This is a genomic window from Streptomyces sp. NPDC045026, from assembly GCF_056432625.1.
The window spans coordinates 17,853-38,091 of sequence record NZ_JBWKIS010000023.1; the positions used below are offsets into that span (position 1 = coordinate 17,853).

Here is a 20,239-nt window from a genome sequence, read left to right on the forward strand (position 1 = left end):
GTGCCACTCCGGGCCTGACGCTTTTGCCGGGACACCGGGACACCGGGACACCGGGACACCGGGCCAGTAGGCCAGCAGGGCACGGGAACGCCCAAGGGGCGGGCCGCGAAAACGCGGGCCCGCCCCTTGGGCGTGACGTTTCTGCCGACTTCCGTCTGTCAGAGGTCGTCGTGTCCGACAGCGCGACGCGCGTCGGCGTCGAGGACGCCCCAGCTGATGAGCTGCTCGGTCAGGACCGAGGGCGACTGGTCGTAGATGACGGCGAGGGTGCGCAGGTCGTCCTGGCGGATCGACAGCACCTTGCCGTTGTAGTCACCGCGCTGCGACTGGATCGTCGCCGCGTAGCGCTGCAGGGGGCCCGCCTTCTCCGGCGGGACGTGGGCCAGGCGCTCCAGGTCGAGAACGAGCTTCGGCGGCGGCTCGGCCGCACCGCCCGGCGTGGTGCCCGGCAGCAGCTCCTGCACCGGCACCCCGTAGAAGTCCGCCAGCTCGGCGAGGCGCTGCACGGTCACGGCACGGTCGCCGCGCTCGTACGAACCGACCACGACCGCCTTCCAGCGCCCCTGGGACTTCTCCTCGACACCATGGAGGGAAAGGCCCTGCTGGGTGCGGATGGCGCGGAGCTTGGCCCCGAGCTGTTTGGCGTATTCGCTGGACATATAGCTCCCGGACGCTGTATCAACGTGCGGCTCCGCCGCGTGGCTGGTAACTCACTGTGAGGTTACGCAGCGTTACTTGGCTGCGTCAAGCCGAGTGGTCCGTTACCGACCTTCCCCTGGAACGGCGTCCCTCGCACCTCCAGGGGGGTGATCGGCGGCGTTGCGGGCCTGGTAACGTGGACGGCGCAAATCCGACGTCCTTTAAGGTCCGTCCCGTGAGGCGGAGAAGGGGGTCCGTTTTTTATGGACATCAGCAGCTCCGATGAGGCACGCCCCGTACTCGAGGGCCCCGACATCGCGCGGGTACTGACCCGCATCGCTCACGAGATCGTCGAGCGCGCCAAGGGCGCCGAAGACGTCGTGCTCCTGGGCATTCCCACCCGCGGCGTCTTCCTGGCCCGCCGGCTCGCGGACAAGCTCGAAGAGATCACCGGACGGAAGATTCCGGTCGGCTCCCTCGACATCACCATGTACCGCGACGACCTGCGCATGCACCCGCCGCGTGCGCTGGCCCGCACGGAGATCCCCGCCGACGGCATCGACGGCCGCCTCGTCGTCCTCGTCGACGACGTGCTCTTCTCCGGCCGCACCATCCGCGCCGCACTCGACGCCCTGAACGACATCGGGCGGCCCCGCGCCGTGCAGCTCGCGGTCCTCGTCGACCGCGGCCACCGCGAACTCCCCATTCGCGCCGACTACGTCGGCAAGAACCTCCCCACGTCGCTGCGGGAGACGGTCAAGGTCCAGCTCGCCGAGGAGGACGGACGCGACTCCGTGCTGCTCGGCGCCAAGCGGACCGCTCCGGCCGGCGAGCAGTAGCCACCCTCAGCCCGATCCTGAGGGTGCTGCCGCGCGCCCGTATGCCCGAATACTCCTGAACTTTCCTACGGAGCCTCCCCGATGATGCGACACCTCATCTCGGCCGCCGACCTCACCCGCGACGACGCCGTCCTCATCCTCGACACCGCCGAGGAGATGGCCCGGGTCGCCGACCGGCCGATCAAGAAACTGCCCGCCCTGCGCGGCCGCACGATCTGCAACCTCTTCTTCGAGGACTCGACCCGCACCCGGATCTCCTTCGAGGCCGCCGAGAAGCGCCTGTCGGCGGACGTCATCAACTTCGCCGCCAAGGGATCCAGCGTCTCCAAGGGCGAGTCCCTCAAGGACACCGCCCAGACCCTGGAGGCGATGGGCGTCGACGCCGTCGTCATCCGGCACGGCGCCTCCGGCGCGCCCTACCGCCTCGCCACCTCGGGCTGGATCGACGCCCCGGTCATCAACGCGGGCGACGGCACCCACCAGCACCCCACGCAGGCGCTCCTCGACGCGTTCACGATGCGCCGCCGCCTGGTCGGCCGTGACGCCGGGCTCGGCAAGGACCTCGAAGGCAAGCGCATCACGCTCGTCGGGGACGTCCTGCACAGCCGCGTCGCCCGCTCGAACGTCGACCTGCTGCACACCCTCGGCGCCGAGGTCACCCTCGTCGCACCGCCCACCCTCGTCCCGGTCGGCGTCGAGACCTGGCCCTGCGAGGTCTCGTACGACCTCGACAGCACCCTGCCGAAGTCCGACGCGATCATGATGCTGCGCGTCCAGCGCGAGCGGATGAACGCCGCCTTCTTCCCGACCGAGCGCGAATATTCGCGTCGCTACGGCCTGGACGGCGACCGCATGGCGAAGATGCCCGAGCACGCCATCGTGATGCACCCGGGCCCGATGGTCCGCGGTATGGAGATCACCGCCGAGGTGGCCGACTCCGACCGCTGCACGGTCGTCGAGCAGGTCGCCAACGGCGTCTCCATCCGCATGGCCGTCCTGTACCTGCTTCTGGGCGGCAACGAACCCGCCGTCACCCACACCCGTACCGAGGAGAAGTAAGAACCATGAGCAAGATCCTTATCCGAGGTGCGAAGGTGCTCGGCGGCGAGCAGCAGGACGTCCTGATCGACGGCTCCGTCATCGAGGCGGTCGGCACCGGCCTGTCCGCCGAGGGCGCCCAGGTCGTCGAGGCCGCAGGCAAGGTGCTCCTGCCGGGTCTCGTCGACCTGCACACCCACCTGCGCGAGCCCGGCCGTGAGGACTCCGAGACCGTCCTGACCGGCACCCAGGCCGCCGCCTCCGGTGGCTACACCGCCGTGTTCGCCATGGCCAACACCTTCCCGGTCGCCGACACCGCCGGCGTCGTCGAGCAGGTCTACCGGCTCGGCCAGGAGCACGGCTACTGCGACGTGCAGCCCATCGGCGCCGTCACCGTCGGCCTGGAGGGCAAGAAGCTCGCCGAGCTCGGCGCCATGCACGAGTCCGCCGCCGGCGTCACGGTCTTCTCCGACGACGGCAAGTGCGTCGACGACGCGGTGATCATGCGCCGCGCCCTGGAGTACGTGAAGGCCTTCGGCGGTGTCGTCGCCCAGCACGCGCAGGAGCCCCGCCTCACCGAGGGCGCCCAGATGAACGAGGGCATCGTCTCGGCGGAGCTCGGGCTCGGCGGCTGGCCCGCCGTCGCCGAGGAGTCGATCATCGCCCGCGACGTGCTGCTCGCCGAGCACGTCGGCTCCCGCGTGCACATCTGCCACCTGTCCACGGCCGGCAGCGTCGAGATCGTGCGCTGGGCCAAGTCCCGCGGCATCGACGTGACCGCCGAGGTCACCCCGCACCACCTGCTCCTCACCGACGAGCTGGTCCGCTCGTACAACCCCGTCTACAAGGTCAACCCGCCGCTGCGCACCGAGCGCGACGTCATGGCCCTGCGCGAGGCGCTCGCCGACGGCACGATCGACATCGTCGCCACCGACCACGCCCCGCACCCGCACGAGGACAAGGACTGCGAGTGGGCCGCGGCCGCCATGGGCATGGTCGGGCTCGAGACCGCCCTGTCCGTCGTGCAGCAGACGATGGTCGAGACCGGGCTGCTCGACTGGGCCGGCGTCGCCGACCGCATGTCCGTCAAGCCCGCGCAGATCGGCGGGGCGAAGGGCCACGGACGGCCCGTCTCGGCAGGTGAGCCCGCGAACCTCGTCCTGGTCGACGCCGATTACCGTGGAGCCGTGGACCCCGCCGGCTTCGCCTCGCGCAGCCGCAACACGCCCTACGAGGGGCGTGAGCTGCCCGGACGCGTCACGCACACGTGGCTGCGGGGCAAGGCCACGCTCGTCGACGGGAAGCTCGCGTGACACGACTGACGCAACCACTGGCAGCGCTCGCCGCCGAACAGAAGTCGGCGGACGTGACGGACTGGCCCGACCGGATCGGCTGGATCGTCGGACTGCTCCTGTTCATCACGCTCGTCTACTGGCTGATGCGCCAGGGCTGGAAGTGGCGCGGCACCCTCCAGGGCGACCTGCCGCCGCTCCCCACCGTGCCGTCCGCGCCCGGTCCGGCCAGACTTGAGCTGAGCGGCCGCTACCACGGCTCCACGACCGCGGGGCAGTGGCTCGACCGCATCGTGGCGCACGGCCTCGGCACCCGCAGCCGCGTCGAGCTCACGCTCACGGACGAGGGTCTGGACGTCGTACGCCCCGGGGCCACGGACTTCTTCATCCCCGTCGCACAGCTGCGCGAGGCCCGACTCGACAAGGGCATCGCCGGCAAGGTCCTCACGGAGGGCGGTCTCCTGATCGTCACCTGGGGGCACGGCGACAAGCTGATCGACTCCGGCTTCCGCTCCGACCACGCCGCGGAGCAGGCCGAGTGGGTCGAGACCCTCAACAACATGATCGACACGAACAGCACGAACAGCACGAACAGCACGAACAGCACGAGCAGCTCAGGCAGCACCAGCAGTACGAGCACCTCAAGCAGCACGAACAGCACGACCATCACGACGGAAGGCACCGCACGATGACGACCTCCACCCGGGGAGCCGCCAAGGCTCCCGCCGTACTCGTCCTGGAGGACGGCCGCATCTTCCGCGGCCGCGCCTACGGGGCCGTGGGGGAGACCTTCGGTGAGGCGGTGTTCAACACCGGCATGACCGGCTACCAGGAGACCCTGACCGACCCGTCGTACCACCGGCAGGTCGTCGTGATGACCGCCCCGCACGTCGGCAACACCGGCGTGAACGACGAAGACCCCGAGTCGAAGCAGATCTGGGTCGCGGGTTACGTCGTGCGGGACCCCGCGCGCGTGCCCTCCAACTGGCGCTCCCGGCGCTCACTCGACGAGGAGCTGCGCAAGCAGGGCGTCGTCGGCATCAGCGGCATCGACACCCGCGCCCTCACCCGCCACCTGCGCGAGCGCGGCGCCATGCGCGTCGGCATCTTCTCCGGCAACGCGCTGCCCGACGACGGCACGATGCTCGCCGAGGTGCGCCAGGCGCCCGAGATGAAGGGCGCGAACCTCGCCGCCGAGGTCGCCACCAAGGAGGCGTACGTCGTCCCCGCGATCGGTGAGAAGAAGTTCACCGTCGCCGCCGTCGACCTCGGCATCAAGGGCATGACCCCGCACCGGATGGCCGAGCGCGGCATCGAGGTGCACGTGCTTCCCGCGACGGCCACGGCCGAGGACATCTACGCGGTCCAGCCGGACGGCGTGTTCTTCTCCAACGGTCCGGGCGACCCGGCCACCGCCGACGGCCCCGTCGCGGTCATGCGGGAGGTCCTCTCCCGGAAGACCCCGCTGTTCGGCATCTGCTTCGGCAACCAGATCCTCGGCCGCGCCCTCGGCTTCGGCACCTACAAGCTGAAGTACGGCCACCGCGGCATCAACCAGCCGGTGCAGGACCGCACGACCGGCAAGGTCGAGGTCACCGCGCACAACCACGGATTCGCCGTCGACGCCCCGCTCGACAAGGTCTCCGACACCCCCTACGGCCGCGCCGAGGTCTCCCACGTCTGCCTGAACGACCAGGTCGTCGAGGGTCTGCACCTCCTCGACCAGCCGGCCTTCAGCGTCCAGTACCACCCCGAGGCAGCGGCGGGCCCGCACGACGCGGCCTACCTGTTCGACCGCTTCGTAGAGCTCATGGCAGAAAAGGGAGCCCAGCGTGCCTAAGCGCACCGATATCCAGTCCGTCCTGGTCATCGGTTCCGGACCGATCGTCATCGGCCAGGCCGCCGAGTTCGACTACTCGGGCACCCAGGCCTGCCGCATCCTGCGCGCCGAGGGCCTGCGGGTCATCCTCGTGAACTCCAACCCGGCGACGATCATGACCGACCCGGAGATCGCCGACGCCACGTACGTCGAGCCGATCACCCCCGAGTTCGTCGAGAAGATCATCGCCAAGGAGCGCCCCGACGTGCTCCTGCCCACCCTCGGCGGCCAGACCGCGCTCAACACCGCGATCTCCATGCACGAGAACGGCGTCCTCGAGAAGTACGGCGTCGAGCTCATCGGCGCCAACGTCGAGGCCATCAACAAGGGCGAGGACCGCGACCTCTTCAAGGGTGTCGTCGAGGCGGTCAAGGAGAAGATCGGCTACGGCGAGTCCGCCCGCTCGGTCATCTGCCACTCCATGGACGACGTCCTCAAGGGCGTCGACACGCTCGGCGGCTACCCCGTCGTCGTCCGCCCCTCCTTCACGATGGGCGGCGCGGGCTCCGGCTTCGCGCACGACGAGGAGGAGCTGCGCCGCATCGCCGGCCAGGGCCTGACCCTGTCTCCCACCACCGAGGTGCTCCTGGAGGAGTCCATCCTCGGCTGGAAGGAGTACGAGCTCGAGCTGATGCGCGACAAGAACGACAACGTCGTGGTCGTCTGTTCCATCGAGAACTTCGACCCGATGGGCGTCCACACGGGTGACTCGATCACCGTCGCCCCGGCGATGACGCTCACCGACCGCGAGTACCAGCGGCTGCGCGACATCGGCATCGCGATCATCCGCGAGGTCGGCGTCGACACGGGCGGCTGCAACATCCAGTTCGCGATCGACCCGACCGACGGCCGGATCATCGTCATCGAGATGAACCCGCGCGTCTCGCGGTCCTCGGCGCTCGCCTCCAAGGCCACCGGCTTCCCGATCGCCAAGATCGCCGCCAAGCTGGCCGTCGGCTACACGCTCGACGAGATCCCGAACGACATCACCGAGAAGACGCCGGCCTCCTTCGAGCCGACGCTCGACTACGTGGTCGTGAAGGCCCCGCGCTTCGCCTTCGAGAAGTTCCCCTCCGCCGACTCCACCCTCACCACCACCATGAAGTCGGTGGGCGAGGCCATGGCGATCGGCCGCAACTTCACCGAAGCCCTCCAGAAGGCGCTGCGCTCCCTGGAGAAGAAGGGCAGCCAGTTCACCTTCGTCGGCGAGCCCGGCGACAAGGCCGAGCTCCTCGCCGAGGCCGTCCGCCCGACCGACGGCCGCATCAACACCGTCATGCAGGCCATCCGCGCCGGAGCCACCCAGGAAGAGGTCTTCGAGTACACGAAGATCGACCCCTGGTTCGTCGACCAGCTCTTCCTCATCAAGGAGCTCGCGGACGAACTGGCCGCCGCCGAGCGCCTCGACGTCGACCTGATCGCCGAGGCCAAGCGGCACGGCTTCTCCGACGCCCAGATCGCCGAGATCCGCGGCCTGCGCGAGGACGTCGTACGTGAGGTCAGGCACGCCCTCGGTGTCCGCCCGGTCTACAAGACGGTCGACACCTGCGCCGCCGAGTTCGCCGCGAAGACCCCGTACTTCTACTCCTCGTACGACGAGGAGACCGAGGTCGCGCCGCGCACCAAGCCCGCGGTGATCATCCTGGGCTCCGGTCCGAACCGCATCGGCCAGGGCATCGAGTTCGACTACTCCTGCGTCCACGCCTCCTTCGCCCTGAGCGACGCGGGCTACGAGACCGTGATGGTCAACTGCAACCCGGAGACCGTGTCCACGGACTACGACACCTCCGACCGTCTGTACTTCGAGCCGCTGACGCTCGAGGACGTCCTGGAGATCGTCCACGCGGAGTCCCTCGCGGGCCCGATCGCGGGCGTCGTCGTCCAGCTCGGCGGCCAGACCCCGCTCGGCCTGTCGCAGGCGCTCAAGGACAACGGCGTACCGGTCGTGGGCACCCCGCCCGAGGCCATCCACGCCGCCGAGGACCGAGGCGCCTTCGGCCGCGTCCTGGCCGAGGCCGGTCTGCCCGCGCCCAAGCACGGCACGGCGACCACCTTCTCCGAGGCCAAGGCCATCGCCGACGAGATCGGCTATCCGGTCCTCGTCCGCCCGTCGTACGTCCTCGGCGGCCGCGGCATGGAGATCGTGTACGACGAGACCCGCCTCGCCTCGTACATCGAGGAGTCGACGGAGATCTCCCCGTCCCGCCCCGTGCTCGTCGACCGCTTCCTCGACGACGCGATCGAGATCGACGTGGACGCGCTCTACGACGGCACCGAGCTGTACCTCGGCGGCGTCATGGAGCACATCGAGGAGGCCGGTATCCACTCCGGCGACTCGGCGTGCGCCCTGCCCCCGATCACGCTGGGCGGCTTCGACATCAAGCGCCTGCGCGCCTCGACCGAGGCCATCGCCAAGGGCGTCGGCGTCCGCGGCCTGATCAACATCCAGTTCGCGATGGCGGGTGACATCCTCTACGTCCTCGAGGCGAACCCCCGCGCCTCGCGCACGGTCCCCTTCACCTCGAAGGCGACCGCGGTGCCGCTCGCCAAGGCCGCCGCGCGCATCTCGCTCGGCGCGACCGTGGCCGAGCTGCGCGAGGAAGGCCTGCTCCCGAAGACCGGCGACGGCGGCACGCTGCCGCTGGACGCGCCGATCTCCGTCAAGGAGGCCGTGATGCCGTGGAGCCGCTTCCGCGACGTCCACGGACGCGGCGTGGACACCGTCCTCGGCCCGGAGATGCGCTCCACCGGCGAGGTCATGGGCATCGACTCGGTCTTCGGCACGGCGTACGCCAAGTCGCAGGCCGGCGCGTACGGCCCGCTGCCGACGAAGGGCCGCGCGTTCATCTCGGTCGCCAACCGGGACAAGCGCACGATGATTTTCCCGGCGCGCGAACTCGTCGCGCACGGCTTCGAGCTGCTCGCCACGTCCGGCACCGCCGAGGTGCTGCGGCGCAACGGCATCAACGCCACGGTCGTGCGCAAGCTCAGCGAGGGCGAGGGCCCGAACGGCGAGAAGACGATCGTCCAGCTCATCCACGACGGCCAGGTCGACCTCATCGTCAACACCCCGTACGGCACGGGCGGCCGCCTCGACGGCTACGAGATCCGTACGGCGGCGGTGGCGCGCAGCGTCCCGTGCCTGACCACGGTGCAGGCCCTGGCGGCCGCCGTACAGGGCATCGACGCCCTCAACCACGGTGACGTGGGCGTCCGTTCACTCCAGGAACACGCGGAACACCTGACCGCGGCCCGCGACTAGCAGCCCACTGAGGGGGACATCGGAAACGGTGTCCCCCTCCGTGTGAGGACACCCACGATGTACAAACTGTTCTTCAACCTCGTCTTCAAGCGCATGGACCCCGAGAAGGCGCACTACCTGGCCTTCCGCTGGATCCGCCTCGCGGCCCGCGTCCCCGTGCTCCGCACGTTCGTCGCGGCCGTCCTCGCGCCCCGGTACAAGGAGCTGCGCACGGAGGCCCTCGGCCTGCGCATGCACGGCCCCTTCGGGCTCGCCGCCGGCTTCGACAAGAACGCCGTCGCGATCGACGGCATGACGATGCTCGGCTTCGACCACATCGAGATCGGCACCGTCACGGGCGAGCCGCAGCCCGGCAACCCCAAGAAGCGCCTGTTCCGCCTCGTGCCGGACCGCGCGCTGATCAACCGCATGGGGTTCAACAACGAGGGCTCCGCGGCCGTGGCGGAGCGCCTGGCGGCCCGCAGGCCCGCCTTCCGGGCCACGGTCGGCGTGAACATCGGCAAGACCAAGGTCGTGCCCGAGGAGGAGGCGGCCGGCGACTACGTGAAGTCGACCGAGCGCCTCGCCGCCCACGCCGACTACCTCGTCGTGAACGTCTCCTCGCCGAACACCCCCGGCCTGCGCAACCTCCAGGCCACCGAGGCGCTGCGCCCGCTCCTGACCGCCGTGCGCGAGGCCGCCGACCGCACCGTCACCTCGCGCCGCGTCCCGCTCCTGGTGAAGATCGCCCCCGACCTGGCCGACGAGGACGTCGACGCCGTCGCCGACCTGGCCGTGGAGCTCGGCCTCGACGGGATCATCGCAACGAACACCACCATCGCGCGCGACAGTCTCGGCCTGGCCTCCGACCCGTCCCTCGTGAAGGAGACCGGCGGCCTGTCGGGCGCGCCCCTCAAGGCACGCTCCCTGGAGGTCCTCAGGCGCCTCTACGCGCGCGTGGGGGACCGGATCACCCTGGTGGGCGTCGGCGGCATCGAGAACGCCGAGGACGCCTGGCAGCGCATCCTCGCGGGCGCCACCCTCGTCCAGGGCTACAGCGCCTTCATCTACGAGGGCCCCTTCTACGCCCGAGCCATCCACAAGGGCCTCGCCGCCCGCCTGAACACCTCGCCGTACGCCACCCTCGCCGACGCCGTCGGCGCCGACGTGAAGAAGGCCCACGCATGACGGTTCTCGAACCCTTCGGCGCCCGACTGCGCCATGCCATGGACGAGCGGGGCCCCCTCTGCGTGGGCATCGACCCGCACGCGGCGCTGCTGTCGGCCTGGGGCCTGAACGACGACATCGACGGCCTGGAGCGCTTCACGCGGATCTCCGTCGAGGCGCTCGCCGACACCGTCGCCGTCGTCAAGCCGCAGTCGGCGTTCTTCGAGCGCTTCGGCTCGCGCGGCGTCGCCGTCCTGGAGCGCGCCGTCGCGGACCTGCGCGCCGCCGGCACGCTGGTCGTCATGGACGCCAAGCGCGGCGACATCGGCTCGACCATGGCCGCGTACGCGGAGACCTTCCTGCACCAGGACTCCCCGCTCTTCTCCGACGCCCTCACCGTCTCGCCGTACCTCGGCTACGGGTCCCTGAAGCCGGCCGTCGACCTGGCCCGCGAGTCCGGCGCGGGGCTCTTCGTCCTCGCCCTCACCTCCAACCCGGAGGGCGGCGAGGTGCAGCACGCCGTCCGCGCCGACGGGCGCAACGTGGGTGCGACGATGCTCGCCCACCTCGCCGAGGAGAACGCGGGCGAGACGCCCATGGGCTCCTTCGGCGCGGTCGTCGGCGCGACGCTCGGGGACCTGTCCTCGTACGACCTGGACATCAACGGTCCGCTCCTCGCCCCGGGCATCGGCGCCCAGGGCGCGACCCCGGGGGATCTGCCGAGCGTCTTCGGCAAGGCCGCGCGCAATGTCGTCCCGAACGTCAGCCGGGCCGTCCTGAAGGCGGGCCCTTCGGTGGCCGCCCTGCGCGAGGCGTCGGTGCGCTTCGCGGACGAGGTTCGCGCGGCGGTCGCCGCCGCCTGACCGGATCTCGATCTGCCCCGAAGGCCCCCGCACGCGCGTGTGGGGGCCTTCGGCATGCCCGTGAGGCATCCGGAATGCGGGCATCAGGTCACGGATTCGCTGCTGTTCGAGGTGCTGAGAGGCGCCGCCGAGGTGCGAAAAGAGTCCTTGCGAGGGCTCTCGAGAGCCTGCTTGACCATTCCGTGATGTTTCAGCGGGGCCCCGGGGAGGGGCTCGCATCCGGATCCGGGCAGAAATCCGGGGCTATATGTCTGTAATGTCTGGCTCGACGGAGGCTGACCAGGACTTTTCGTCTGTTCTCGCTGACTCAGGCGGTCCTGGCCGCTAGTCTCCGTCGAGTGGGGGCACCCCCCCACACTCTCAACGCAGTGGGGGAGGAACGGGCGAGCGTATTGCTCGTTGCTCCCCAGGTGAGGGGCGACTAGGTTCCTCACGGTCCGTATCCGACAGTTCGACATCCGAGGTGACGTAGGCGTGGCTCTTCCGCCCCTTACCCCTGAACAGCGCGCAGCCGCGCTCGAAAAGGCCGCCGCGGCTCGCCGGGAGCGGGCCGAGGTCAAGAATCGACTCAAGCACTCCGGCGCCTCCTTGCACGAGGTCATCAAGCAGGGTCAGGAGAACGACGTCATCGGCAAGATGAAGGTCTCCGCCCTCCTTGAGTCCCTTCCGGGCGTGGGCAAGGTCCGCGCCAAGCAGATCATGGAGCGGCTCGGAATTTCCGAGAGCCGCCGCGTGCGTGGACTCGGTTCCAACCAGATCGCGTCCCTGGAGCGCGAGTTCGGCAGCACCGGCGCCTAGTCCTCCGTGCCCGGACCGACTGGTCCGGGCATGCGGGGATAGCTGGAATAATCGCTGCATGAGTGAACGTCCGCGGCTGACCGTGCTCTCCGGCCCCTCCGGGGTCGGCAAGAGCACGGTCGTCGCTCATATGCGCAAGGAACACCCCGAGGTCTGGCTGTCGGTTTCGGCCACCACCCGCAAGCCGCGCCCCGGCGAGAAGCACGGTGTCCACTACTTCTTCGTCACCGACGAGGAAATGGACAAGCTGATCGCCAACGGCGAGCTGCTGGAGTGGGCCGAGTTCGCGGGCAATCGTTACGGGACCCCGCGCCGGGCCGTCCTGGACCGTCTCGAGTCGGGCGAACCCGTCCTCCTCGAGATCGACCTCCAGGGCGCCAGGCTCGTCCGTGAGTCGATGCCCGAGGCGCAGCTGGTCTTCCTCGCCCCGCCGAGCTGGGAGGAGCTGGTCCGCCGGCTCACCGGTCGGGGGACCGAGGCCCCCGAGGTGATCGAGCGCAGACTCGCGGCCGCCAAGGTCGAACTCGCCGCCGAGGCGGAGTTCGATACGACCCTGGTCAACACCTCCGTCGAAGACGTGGCCCGTGAGCTGCTAGCCTTGATGAGAGTTGTTTGATCTTCGATCTATATGTGATCTCGAATTCCGCCGGAGCAATCCCGCGTTTTCTTGATCACATGTGATCTTCAATCCCATCGGAAGGCAGAGAGTGTCCTCTTCCATTACCGCGCCCGAGGGCATCATCAACCCGCCGATTGATGAGCTGCTCGAGGCGACCGACTCGAAGTACAGCCTCGTGATCTACGCCGCCAAGCGCGCGCGCCAGATCAACGCGTACTACTCGCAGCTCGGTGAGGGCCTGCTCGAGTACGTCGGCCCGCTGGTGGACACCCACGTCCACGAGAAGCCGCTCTCGATCGCGCTCCGCGAGATCAACGCGGGCCTGCTGACCTCCGAGGCCATCGAGGGCCCCGCTCAGTAGGCAATCAGTTTTTCTTGGCCACAGGCCCGGCAGCGCGACTGTCGGGCCTGTGGTGTGTCATGGAGTCGTACGTCTCCGAGGGGAGTCGTACGTTCCCGAGTGCGGGAATCCGAGTGCGGGGAGGCACGGACCGTGGACAAGCCCAAGGTCGTTCTGGGGGTCAGTGGCGGAATCGCCGCCTACAAGGCGTGCGAGCTCCTGCGCCGGCTGACCGAGTCGGGACACGACGTGCGCGTCGTGCCGACCGAATCCGCCCTGCACTTCGTCGGGGAGGCGACCTGGTCGGCACTGTCCGGCAACCCGGTCTCGACCGAGGTCTGGGAGTCCGTCCACGAGGTCCCGCACGTGCGCATCGGGCAGCACGCCGACCTCGTGATCGTCGCGCCGGCCACCGCCGACATGCTCGCCAAGGCCGCGCACGGTCTCGCCGACGACCTCCTCACGAACACGCTCCTGACCGCCCGCTGTCCGGTCGTCTTCGCCCCCGCCATGCACACGGAGATGTGGGAGCACCCGGCGACGCGGGAGAACGTGGCCACGCTCCGCCGCCGCGGCGCCCTCGTCATCGAGCCCGCCGTCGGCCGCCTCACCGGCGTCGACACGGGCAAGGGCCGCTTCCCCGACCCGGTGGAGATCTTCGAATTCGTACGACGGGTACTCGCCCGCGGCGAGCAGGCGACCACTCAGGATCTCGTCGGCCGGCACGTCGTCATCAGCGCAGGCGGCACCCGCGAGCCCCTCGACCCGGTCCGCTTCCTCGGCAACCGCTCGTCGGGCAAGCAGGGGTACGCCCTCGCGCGCACGGCGGTCGCCCGCGGCGCCCGCGTCACCCTCCTCGCGGCGAACGCGGCCCTGCCCGACCCGGCCGGTGTCGACGTCGTCCACGTCGGGACGGCCGTACAGCTGCGCGAGGCCGTGCTCAAGGCTGCGCCGGAGGCGGACGTGGTGGTCATGGCGGCCGCGGTGGCCGACTTCCGCCCCGAGACGTATGCCACAGGGAAGATCAAGAAGAAGGACGGACACGAGCCGGAGCCCATCGCTCTGGTCCGTAACCCGGACATCCTCGCCGAGGTCTCGGCGGACCGGCCGCGCCCGGGACAGATCGTCGTCGGCTTCGCCGCCGAGACGGACGACGTCCTCGCCAACGGTCGCAAGAAACTGGCCCGCAAGGGCTGTGACCTGCTCGTCGTCAACGAGGTGGGGGAGCGCAAGACCTTCGGCTCCGAGGAGAACGAGGCCGTTCTGCTCGGCGCGGACGGCAGCGAGACCCCGGTCCCGTTCGGTCCGAAGGAAGTGCTCTCGGACACGATCTGGGACGCGGTCGCCCGGCTGCTGCCCGTCGGCGACGCGCGGGCCCAGGAGCGGATCTACGACGGCGAGTGAATGCCACTTTCGCTCCAGCGGAGGCCCCGAACCGCATGAAACCCTTACAATTCGGGCACCTGCCCCTCTTCCTAAGAGGGATGGTCGTACCGCAAAATGCAGTGCCGCTGGTCACAGCGCTCCCAAGTGGCGAGACGCGTGGTCCGACGGCCGAGAGTGACCGATAAACTGGTCGCGGACGACGTCGGGCGCAGCCCCCGGCCGTCCGCAAATGATCAGCCAGCAGCCGCTGCAACCACAGGGAGCGTTGTGTCCCGTCGCCTGTTCACCTCGGAGTCCGTGACCGAGGGTCACCCCGACAAGATCGCTGACCAGATCAGCGACACCATTCTTGACGCGCTTCTGCGGGAGGACCCGACCTCCCGGGTCGCCGTGGAAACGCTCATCACGACGGGCCTCGTGCACGTCGCCGGTGAGGTCACGACCAAGGCGTACGCGCCGATCGCGCAGCTCGTGCGCGAGAAGATCCTCGAGATCGGCTACGACTCCTCGAAGAAGGGCTTCGACGGCGCCTCCTGCGGCGTGTCGGTGTCCATCGGCTCGCAGTCCCCCGACATCGCCCAGGGCGTCGACACGGCGTACGAGTCGCGTGTCGAAGGTGACGAGGACGAGCTCGACAAGCAGGGCGCGGGCGACCAGGGCCTGATGTTCGGCTACGCGTGCGACGAGACGCCCGAGCTGATGCCGCTCCCGATCCACCTCGCGCACCGCCTCTCGCGGCGTCTGTCCGAGGTCCGCAAGAACGGGACGATCCCGTACCTGCGCCCCGACGGCAAGACCCAGGTCACCATCGAGTACGACGGCGACAAGGCCGTCCGCCTCGACACGGTCGTGGTCTCGTCCCAGCACGCGTCGGACATCGACCTCGAGTCGCTGCTCGCCCCCGACATCCGCGAGTTCGTCGTGGAGCCCGAGCTGAAGGCCCTCCTCGACGACGGCATCAAGCTGGAGACCGAGGGCTACCGCCTCCTGGTCAACCCGACCGGCCGCTTCGAGATCGGCGGCCCGATGGGCGACGCCGGCCTCACCGGCCGCAAGATCATCATCGACACGTACGGCGGCTACGCCCGCCACGGCGGCGGCGCCTTCTCGGGCAAGGACCCGTCGAAGGTCGACCGCTCCGCCGCGTACGCGATGCGCTGGGTCGCCAAGAACGTCGTCGCCGCCGGCCTCGCCTCGCGCTGCGAGGTCCAGGTCGCGTACGCGATCGGCAAGGCCGAGCCCGTCGGCCTGTTCGTCGAGACCTTCGGCACGGCGACGGTGGACCCGGACAAGATCGAGCAGGCGATCACCGAGGTCTTCGACCTCCGCCCCGCCGCGATCATCCGCGACCTCGACCTGCTCCGCCCGATCTACGCGCAGACCGCCGCGTACGGCCACTTCGGCCGCGAGCTCCCCGACTTCACCTGGGAGCGCACGGACCGCGTGGACGCGCTGCGCAAGGCCGCGGGCCTGTAAGCGGATCCGCACGGGCGGACGACGCCCGTGCATGAACGGCCCCGGACCGGTTCGGTCCGGGGCCGTTCATGCGTCGTCGCCCCCCCATCGCGGCGGCCGGTGTCAGTGGCGTCTGGTAGGAATTTGGCTGTGAGCAGCGAGAACGGGCAGGGCGAGGGTGGCGGTGACGGGGCGCCGCCCGAGCAGCTTGCGCTGATTCGGGAGAGCGTGCGTCAGGCCAAGGTTCCGCGGGCCAAGCCGCGGACGTGGCGGGGGGCCGCACTCGCCAAGGAGCTGCCCGTGGCCCGGGTGCTCGTCGACAAGGGCGTGCTCCATCTCGACCGGTACTTCGACTACGCGGTGCCGGAGGAACTCGACGACGACGCGCAGCCGGGGGTGCGGGTGCGCGTGCGGTTCGGCGCCGGGAAGCACTCCGTGCGGGACGGGCGCCGCGAGGGCGGCGGGCTGATCGACGGGTTCGTCGTCGCGCGGGTCGCAGAGTCCGAGTACCAGGGGCCGCTGGCCGCCCTCGCGCAGGTCGTGTCGCCCGAGCCCGTGCTCGGGGAGGAGCTGCTCGGCCTCGCCCGCGCCGTCGCCGACAGGTATGCGGGAAGCCTCGCCGACGTGCTCCAGCTGGCCGTCCCGCCGCGGAACGCGCGCGCGGAGAAGAAGCCGTCGCCCGAGCCGCTCCAGCCTCCGCCGGCGCCGGATGCGGGGAGCTGGCGGCGGTACGAGCGCGGGCCGGGATTCCTGGACGCTCTCGCGTCGGGCGGCGCGCCCCGGGCCGTATGGAACGCGTTGCCCGGACCGGAGTGGGCCGACGAAGTGGCGCGCGCCGTCGCCGCGACCCTCTCCTCGGGGCGCGGAGCCCTGGTCGTCGTGCCCGACGGGCGGGTGGTCGCGCGGGTCGACGCCGCGCTGAGCGCCGTACTCGGCGAGGGGCGGCATGCCGTGCTGACCGCCGACGCGGGGCCCGAGAAGCGGTACCGGGAGTGGCTCGGGGTGCGGCGCGGGTCGGTGCGGGCGGTCGTGGGCACGCGGGCCGCGATGTTCGCCCCCGTGCGGGACCTGGGGCTCGTGGTCATCTGGGACGACGGCGACTCCAGCCATGCGGAGCCGCATGCTCCGCAGCCGCATGCGCGCGATGTGCTGCTCCTGCGAGCGGCGCACGACAAGTGCGCTTTCCTGCTGGGGAGTTGGAGCTGCACGGTCGAGGCCGCGCAGCTCGTCGAGAGCGGTTGGGCCGCGCCCCTCATCGCCGGGCGTGAGCAAGTGCGGGGCGCCGCACCTCTCGTACGGACCGTGGGGGACGGGGATCTCGCGCGCGACGAGGCGGCGCGGGCCGCGCGGTTGCCGACGCTCGCGTGGCAGGTGGTGCGGGAGGGTTTGAAGAGCGGGCCGGTTCTGGTGCAGGTGCCACGGCGCGGTTACGTACCGCGGCTCGCGTGTGAGCGCTGCCGCGAGCCCGCGCGCTGCCGCCACTGCGCCGGGCCGCTCGAGGCGAGTGAGGGGACCTCCGCCCTGAAGTGCGGTTGGTGCGGCCAGGAGGAGAGCGCCTGGCACTGTCAGGAGTGCGGGGGGTTCCGGCTGCGGGCGCAGGTCGTGGGGGCGCGCAGGACGGCGGAGGAGCTGGGGCGGGCGTTTCCGGCGGTGCCGGTACGCACGTCCGGACGGGAGCAGGTGCTCGACACGGTGGCGGGGGCGCCGGCCCTGGTGGTGAGTACGCCGGGCGCCGAGCCGGTGGCCGAAGGCGGGTACGCGGCCGCCTTGTTGCTCGACGGCTGGGCGATGCTGGGCCGCCCCGACCTGCGGGCGGGGGAGGACGCGCTGCGGCGCTGGATCGCGGCGGCCTCGCTGGTCAGACCCCAGGGGGCGGGCGGCACGGTGGTGATCGTGGCCGAGCCGACGCTGCGTCCTGTGCAGGCGCTGGTGCGGTGGGACCCGGTGGGGCACGCCGTGCGGGAGCTCTCCGAGCGGGCCGAGCTCGGCTTTCCTCCGGTGTCGCGGATGGCGGCGGTGTCGGGTGCACCCGAGGCGCTCGCCGGGTTCCTGGCGGCGGTGGAACTGCCGGGTGACGCCGAGGTGTTGGGCCCCGTCCCGGTGCCCGACGCGGCGCCTGGACCGTCACGCCGCCCCGGAGCGCCGCCGCCGGGGGAGCACTGGGAGCGCGTCCTGGTCAGGGTCGCGCCCGGCAGCGGCGCGGCACTCGCGTCGGCCCTGAAGCACGCACAGGCGGCCCGGATGGCCCGGGGTGGCACGGAGCCGGTACGGGTGAGGGTGGATCCGCCGGATATCGGGTGAGACGGCGTACGTCGTTCGGGGTGGCGGCGCCGGTGGACGGGCTGGTGGCGGTGTGCCTGCCCGGTGTCGCTGCGAGGCGACGTGTGCCGCGGAGCACGCTGCGTTCCGGGGAGTGGTGCGCCGAGAGGCGACGTGTGCGCCGGGGCGACGTGCCGCCTTCCGGGAAGTGGGGCGGCCCGGGCGGAGTTGGCGTTCCGGAGGCATGTGCCGTCCTTGGGCGGTGCGTTGGCAGTCGGACTGGCTCACGTGCTGCTGCGGGGTGTGTGCCGCGGAGCAACATGATGCGTCCCAGGGAGCGGTGTGCTGCGAGGCGACGTGTGTGCCGAGGCGGCGTGCCGCCTTCCGGGAAGTGGTGCCGCCGGTGAGGAGTTGGCGTTCCGAGAGCATGTGCCGTCCTTGGGCGGTGCGTTGGCAGTCGGACTGGCTCAGGTGTCGCCGCGAGGCGACGTGTACACCGGAACAACATGCCGCCCCGGCAGAGTTGCCGTCCGGAGAGAGCACATCGCCGGGACAACGCGCCGCCCGGGAGCCCCGACGCACGCCTCCGAACACAGCCCCGCCCCCTCCGAACACAGCTCTGCCTCCCCGCACTTGATGTGCGGGGAGGCAGAGCAGTGGGTTCAGCCGTTGCGTGGGCCGGGGAAGGCCGTGGGGCGGGGGTCTTCGCGGAGGACCGGGCTGCCCGCGGTCGGCTGCGTGGGCATGGAGCGGGCGGCGGGGACGGACGGGATCGTCGCCGTGCCGATGGGGACGGGGGGCCGTGTCCCCATCGTCTCCGTGGCGCGCTCGGCGTCGGCCGCCGCCTGCGCCGCGGCCCTGCGGGCCCCGTACCTGCGGTGCACCGCCTGCTTCGTCACCCCGAGCGCCGAGCCCACCGCGTCCCACGAGAAGCCCAGCGAGCGGTCGAAGTCGACCGCTGCGGTCACCAGGGTCTCGACGCTGTCGCGCAGCTCCTGGGCCAGGCGGACGGTCGGGGCGGGGGCGCGCCCGTAGACGACGAAGCCCGTGGAGGGGCCGGAGCGGCGCGGGCGGTAGACGTTGCCGAGCTGGGCGGTGAGGGTGCGCAGTGCGTCCACCTGCCGGCGGACCCGCTCGATGTCCCGTACCAGGAGGTGCAGGCTGGCCCGTGCCTGGGCGTCGTGGGTTGCGTGGTCGGCCATGAACAAGCCTCTCGAACCGGCGTTGAAACGGATCGGGCCGCATCTGTGGCCCTTGGTTGGTCAACTCTTCCTTGACCAACGCGCCAGTTGGTGAGGGGTCACGCTGGAGGGGCGTATGCGCATATGCGCAGGGCGCGCGTCGATGCGTACGCCCCCAGGGGCAGGCGGCCCGGAATACCGGAGGGAACGGGGCCGTGGAACGGCCATAGACTGGTGTGCTGCCCGTCAAGTCCCTGCCCCGAGAGGCCGAAAGACACCGATGAAGCTCGTCTTCGCAGGCACCCCCGAGGTCGCCGTTCCCGCTCTGGACGCCCTGATCGCCTCCGACCGGCACGAGGTCGCCGCGGTCGTCACCCGGCCGGACGCTCCCGCGGGCCGCGGCCGCAGGCTCGTCGCCAGCCCGGTCGCCGAGCGCGCGGAGGAGGCGGGGATCGAGGTCCTCAAGCCGGCGAAGCCGCGCGACGAGGCGTTCCTGGCCCGGCTGCGCGAGATCGCGCCCGACTGCTGCCCGGTCGTCGCCTACGGCGCACTGCTGCCGAAGGTCGCCCTCGACGTCCCGGCCCGCGGCTGGGTCAACCTGCACTTCTCGCTGCTGCCCGCCTGGCGCGGCGCCGCCCCCGTGCAGCACGCGATCATGGCCGGCGACGAGATCACCGGAGCGTCGACGTTCCTGATCGAGGAGGGGCTCGACTCGGGGCCCGTCTACGGGACGGTGACGGAGATGGTGCGGCCCACCGACACGAGCGGTGACCTGCTGACCCGGCTGGCCTTCGCAGGTGCCGGGCTGCTCTCCGCGACCATGGATGGCATCGAGGACGGCTCGCTGAAGGCTGTGGAGCAGCCCGTCGACGGCATCACGGTCGCCCCCAAGATCACCGTCGAGAGCGCGCACGTCGACTGGACGGCGCCCGCCCTGCGCGTCGACCGAGTCGTCCGCGGCTGCACGCCGGCGCCCGGCGCCTGGACCGTCTTCCGCGACGAGCGCCTCAAGCTCATCCAGGCCGTCCCCGTCCCGGACCGTACCGATCTGGCTCCCGGCGAGCTCGCGGTCGGCAAGAAGAACCTGTACGTCGGCACCGGTTCGTACGCCGTGGAGCTGCTGTGGGTGCAGGCCCAGGGCAAGAAGCCGATGGCCGCGGCCGACTGGGCGCGCGGGGTGCGGATCGCCCCGGGCGAGCGCCTCGGCGGGACCGACGTAGGCTGAATGGGTTCGAGCCGATAC

General features: G+C 70.8%; 17 protein-coding genes. 15 read left to right on the forward strand and 2 right to left on the reverse strand.

Features of this window, described 5'->3' with window-relative positions; translation table 11 throughout:
- Positions 1 to 158: 158 nt before the first annotated feature.
- A complete protein-coding gene (gene bldD, locus AC07EJ_RS34240) occupies positions 159 to 659 on the reverse strand; it encodes a transcriptional regulator BldD (protein WP_389487168.1) in 501 nt (166 codons plus the stop codon).
- Between the two features lie 243 nt (positions 660 to 902).
- Here bldD and pyrR point away from each other — a divergent pair, with 243 nt between their 5' ends.
- From pyrR to AC07EJ_RS34310, 14 genes are all read left to right on the forward strand, one after another.
- The gene (gene pyrR, locus AC07EJ_RS34245) at positions 903 to 1,478 is read left to right on the forward strand and encodes a bifunctional pyr operon transcriptional regulator/uracil phosphoribosyltransferase PyrR (RefSeq protein ID WP_362910610.1); all 576 of its coding nucleotides are present in this window, start codon (positions 903 to 905) and stop codon (positions 1,476 to 1,478) included.
- Between the two features lie 81 nt (positions 1,479 to 1,559).
- Positions 1,560 to 2,537 (forward strand): aspartate carbamoyltransferase catalytic subunit, encoded by a 978-nt coding sequence (locus AC07EJ_RS34250; protein ID WP_389487171.1) that lies wholly within the window; start codon positions 1,560 to 1,562, stop codon positions 2,535 to 2,537.
- Between the two features lie 5 nt (positions 2,538 to 2,542).
- Positions 2,543 to 3,829: a dihydroorotase gene (locus AC07EJ_RS34255; protein ID WP_389487173.1), complete on the forward strand. Its 1,287-nt coding sequence runs from the start codon at positions 2,543 to 2,545 to the stop codon at positions 3,827 to 3,829.
- The gene (locus AC07EJ_RS34260) at positions 3,826 to 4,500 is read left to right on the forward strand and encodes a PH-like domain-containing protein (protein WP_478885720.1); all 675 of its coding nucleotides are present in this window, start codon (positions 3,826 to 3,828) and stop codon (positions 4,498 to 4,500) included. Before AC07EJ_RS34255 ends, AC07EJ_RS34260 begins: the two co-directional genes overlap by 4 nt.
- A complete protein-coding gene (gene carA / locus AC07EJ_RS34265) occupies positions 4,497 to 5,648 on the forward strand; it encodes a glutamine-hydrolyzing carbamoyl-phosphate synthase small subunit (protein WP_389487177.1) in 1,152 nt (383 codons plus the stop codon). Before AC07EJ_RS34260 ends, carA begins: the two co-directional genes overlap by 4 nt.
- Positions 5,641 to 8,949 (forward strand): carbamoyl-phosphate synthase large subunit, encoded by a 3,309-nt coding sequence (gene carB, locus AC07EJ_RS34270; protein WP_389487179.1) that lies wholly within the window; start codon positions 5,641 to 5,643, stop codon positions 8,947 to 8,949. The genes carA and carB overlap by 8 nt, the downstream gene beginning before the upstream one ends.
- A 57-nt stretch (positions 8,950 to 9,006) precedes the next feature.
- Positions 9,007 to 10,116 carry a quinone-dependent dihydroorotate dehydrogenase gene (locus AC07EJ_RS34275; RefSeq protein ID WP_389487181.1) on the forward strand — a complete coding sequence of 370 codons (1,110 nt, stop codon included), beginning with the start codon at positions 9,007 to 9,009 and terminating at the stop codon, positions 10,114 to 10,116.
- Positions 10,113 to 10,958, forward strand: a complete 846-nt coding sequence (pyrF, locus tag AC07EJ_RS34280; RefSeq protein ID WP_389487183.1) for an orotidine-5'-phosphate decarboxylase — start codon at positions 10,113 to 10,115, stop codon at positions 10,956 to 10,958. Before AC07EJ_RS34275 ends, pyrF begins: the two co-directional genes overlap by 4 nt.
- Positions 10,959 to 11,432: 474 nt before the next feature.
- Positions 11,433 to 11,756 (forward strand): integration host factor, encoded by a 324-nt coding sequence (locus AC07EJ_RS34285; protein WP_026246651.1) that lies wholly within the window; start codon positions 11,433 to 11,435, stop codon positions 11,754 to 11,756.
- 58 nt (positions 11,757 to 11,814) lie between these two features.
- Positions 11,815 to 12,372: a guanylate kinase gene (gene gmk, locus AC07EJ_RS34290; protein ID WP_100597426.1), complete on the forward strand. Its 558-nt coding sequence runs from the start codon at positions 11,815 to 11,817 to the stop codon at positions 12,370 to 12,372.
- Positions 12,373 to 12,463: 91 nt separating this feature from the next.
- Complete coding sequence (gene rpoZ, locus AC07EJ_RS34295) at positions 12,464 to 12,736, forward strand: DNA-directed RNA polymerase subunit omega (RefSeq protein ID WP_005319902.1); 273 nt, start codon at positions 12,464 to 12,466, stop codon at positions 12,734 to 12,736.
- 132 nt (positions 12,737 to 12,868) lie between these two features.
- A complete protein-coding gene (gene coaBC, locus AC07EJ_RS34300; RefSeq protein ID WP_389487185.1) occupies positions 12,869 to 14,119 on the forward strand; it encodes a bifunctional phosphopantothenoylcysteine decarboxylase/phosphopantothenate--cysteine ligase CoaBC in 1,251 nt (416 codons plus the stop codon).
- A gap of 249 nt (positions 14,120 to 14,368) precedes the next feature.
- Complete coding sequence (gene metK, locus AC07EJ_RS34305; RefSeq protein ID WP_389487187.1) at positions 14,369 to 15,577, forward strand: methionine adenosyltransferase; 1,209 nt, start codon at positions 14,369 to 14,371, stop codon at positions 15,575 to 15,577.
- 129 nt (positions 15,578 to 15,706) lie between these two features.
- A complete protein-coding gene (locus AC07EJ_RS34310; RefSeq protein ID WP_478885721.1) occupies positions 15,707 to 17,857 on the forward strand; it encodes a primosomal protein N' in 2,151 nt (716 codons plus the stop codon).
- 620 nt (positions 17,858 to 18,477) lie between these two features.
- On the opposite strand, the gene AC07EJ_RS34315 is transcribed toward AC07EJ_RS34310, so the two are convergent.
- Positions 18,478 to 19,017: a hypothetical protein gene (locus AC07EJ_RS34315; protein ID WP_389487191.1), complete on the reverse strand. Its 540-nt coding sequence runs from the start codon at positions 19,015 to 19,017 to the stop codon at positions 18,478 to 18,480.
- Positions 19,018 to 19,276: 259 nt separating this feature from the next.
- On the opposite strand from AC07EJ_RS34315, the gene fmt reads away from it, so the two are divergent.
- Entirely contained in the window at positions 19,277 to 20,221 is a 945-nt protein-coding gene (fmt, locus tag AC07EJ_RS34320) for a methionyl-tRNA formyltransferase (protein ID WP_389487193.1), read from the forward strand.
- The last annotated feature ends 18 nt before the right edge of the window (positions 20,222 to 20,239 follow it).

Excerpts from the sequence above, each read along its gene's own strand:
- AC07EJ_RS34255 (WP_389487173.1), top strand. The coding sequence starts at position 2,543 with ATGAGCAAGATCCTTATCCGAGGTGCGAAGGTGCTCGGCGGCGAGCAG.
- gmk (WP_100597426.1), top strand. The coding sequence starts at position 11,815 with ATGAGTGAACGTCCGCGGCTGACCGTGCTCTCCGGCCCCTCCGGGGTC.
- pyrF (WP_389487183.1), top strand. The coding sequence starts at position 10,113 with ATGACGGTTCTCGAACCCTTCGGCGCCCGACTGCGCCATGCCATGGAC.
- pyrR (WP_362910610.1), top strand. The coding sequence starts at position 903 with ATGGACATCAGCAGCTCCGATGAGGCACGCCCCGTACTCGAGGGCCCC.
- AC07EJ_RS34275 (WP_389487181.1), top strand. The coding sequence starts at position 9,007 with ATGTACAAACTGTTCTTCAACCTCGTCTTCAAGCGCATGGACCCCGAG.
- carA (WP_389487177.1), top strand. The coding sequence starts at position 4,497 with ATGACGACCTCCACCCGGGGAGCCGCCAAGGCTCCCGCCGTACTCGTC.
- fmt (WP_389487193.1), top strand. The coding sequence starts at position 19,277 with ATGAAGCTCGTCTTCGCAGGCACCCCCGAGGTCGCCGTTCCCGCTCTG.
- AC07EJ_RS34250 (WP_389487171.1), top strand. The coding sequence starts at position 1,560 with ATGATGCGACACCTCATCTCGGCCGCCGACCTCACCCGCGACGACGCC.
- AC07EJ_RS34315 (WP_389487191.1), bottom strand. The coding sequence starts at position 19,017 with ATGGCCGACCACGCAACCCACGACGCCCAGGCACGGGCCAGCCTGCAC.
- bldD (WP_389487168.1), bottom strand. The coding sequence starts at position 659 with ATGTCCAGCGAATACGCCAAACAGCTCGGGGCCAAGCTCCGCGCCATC.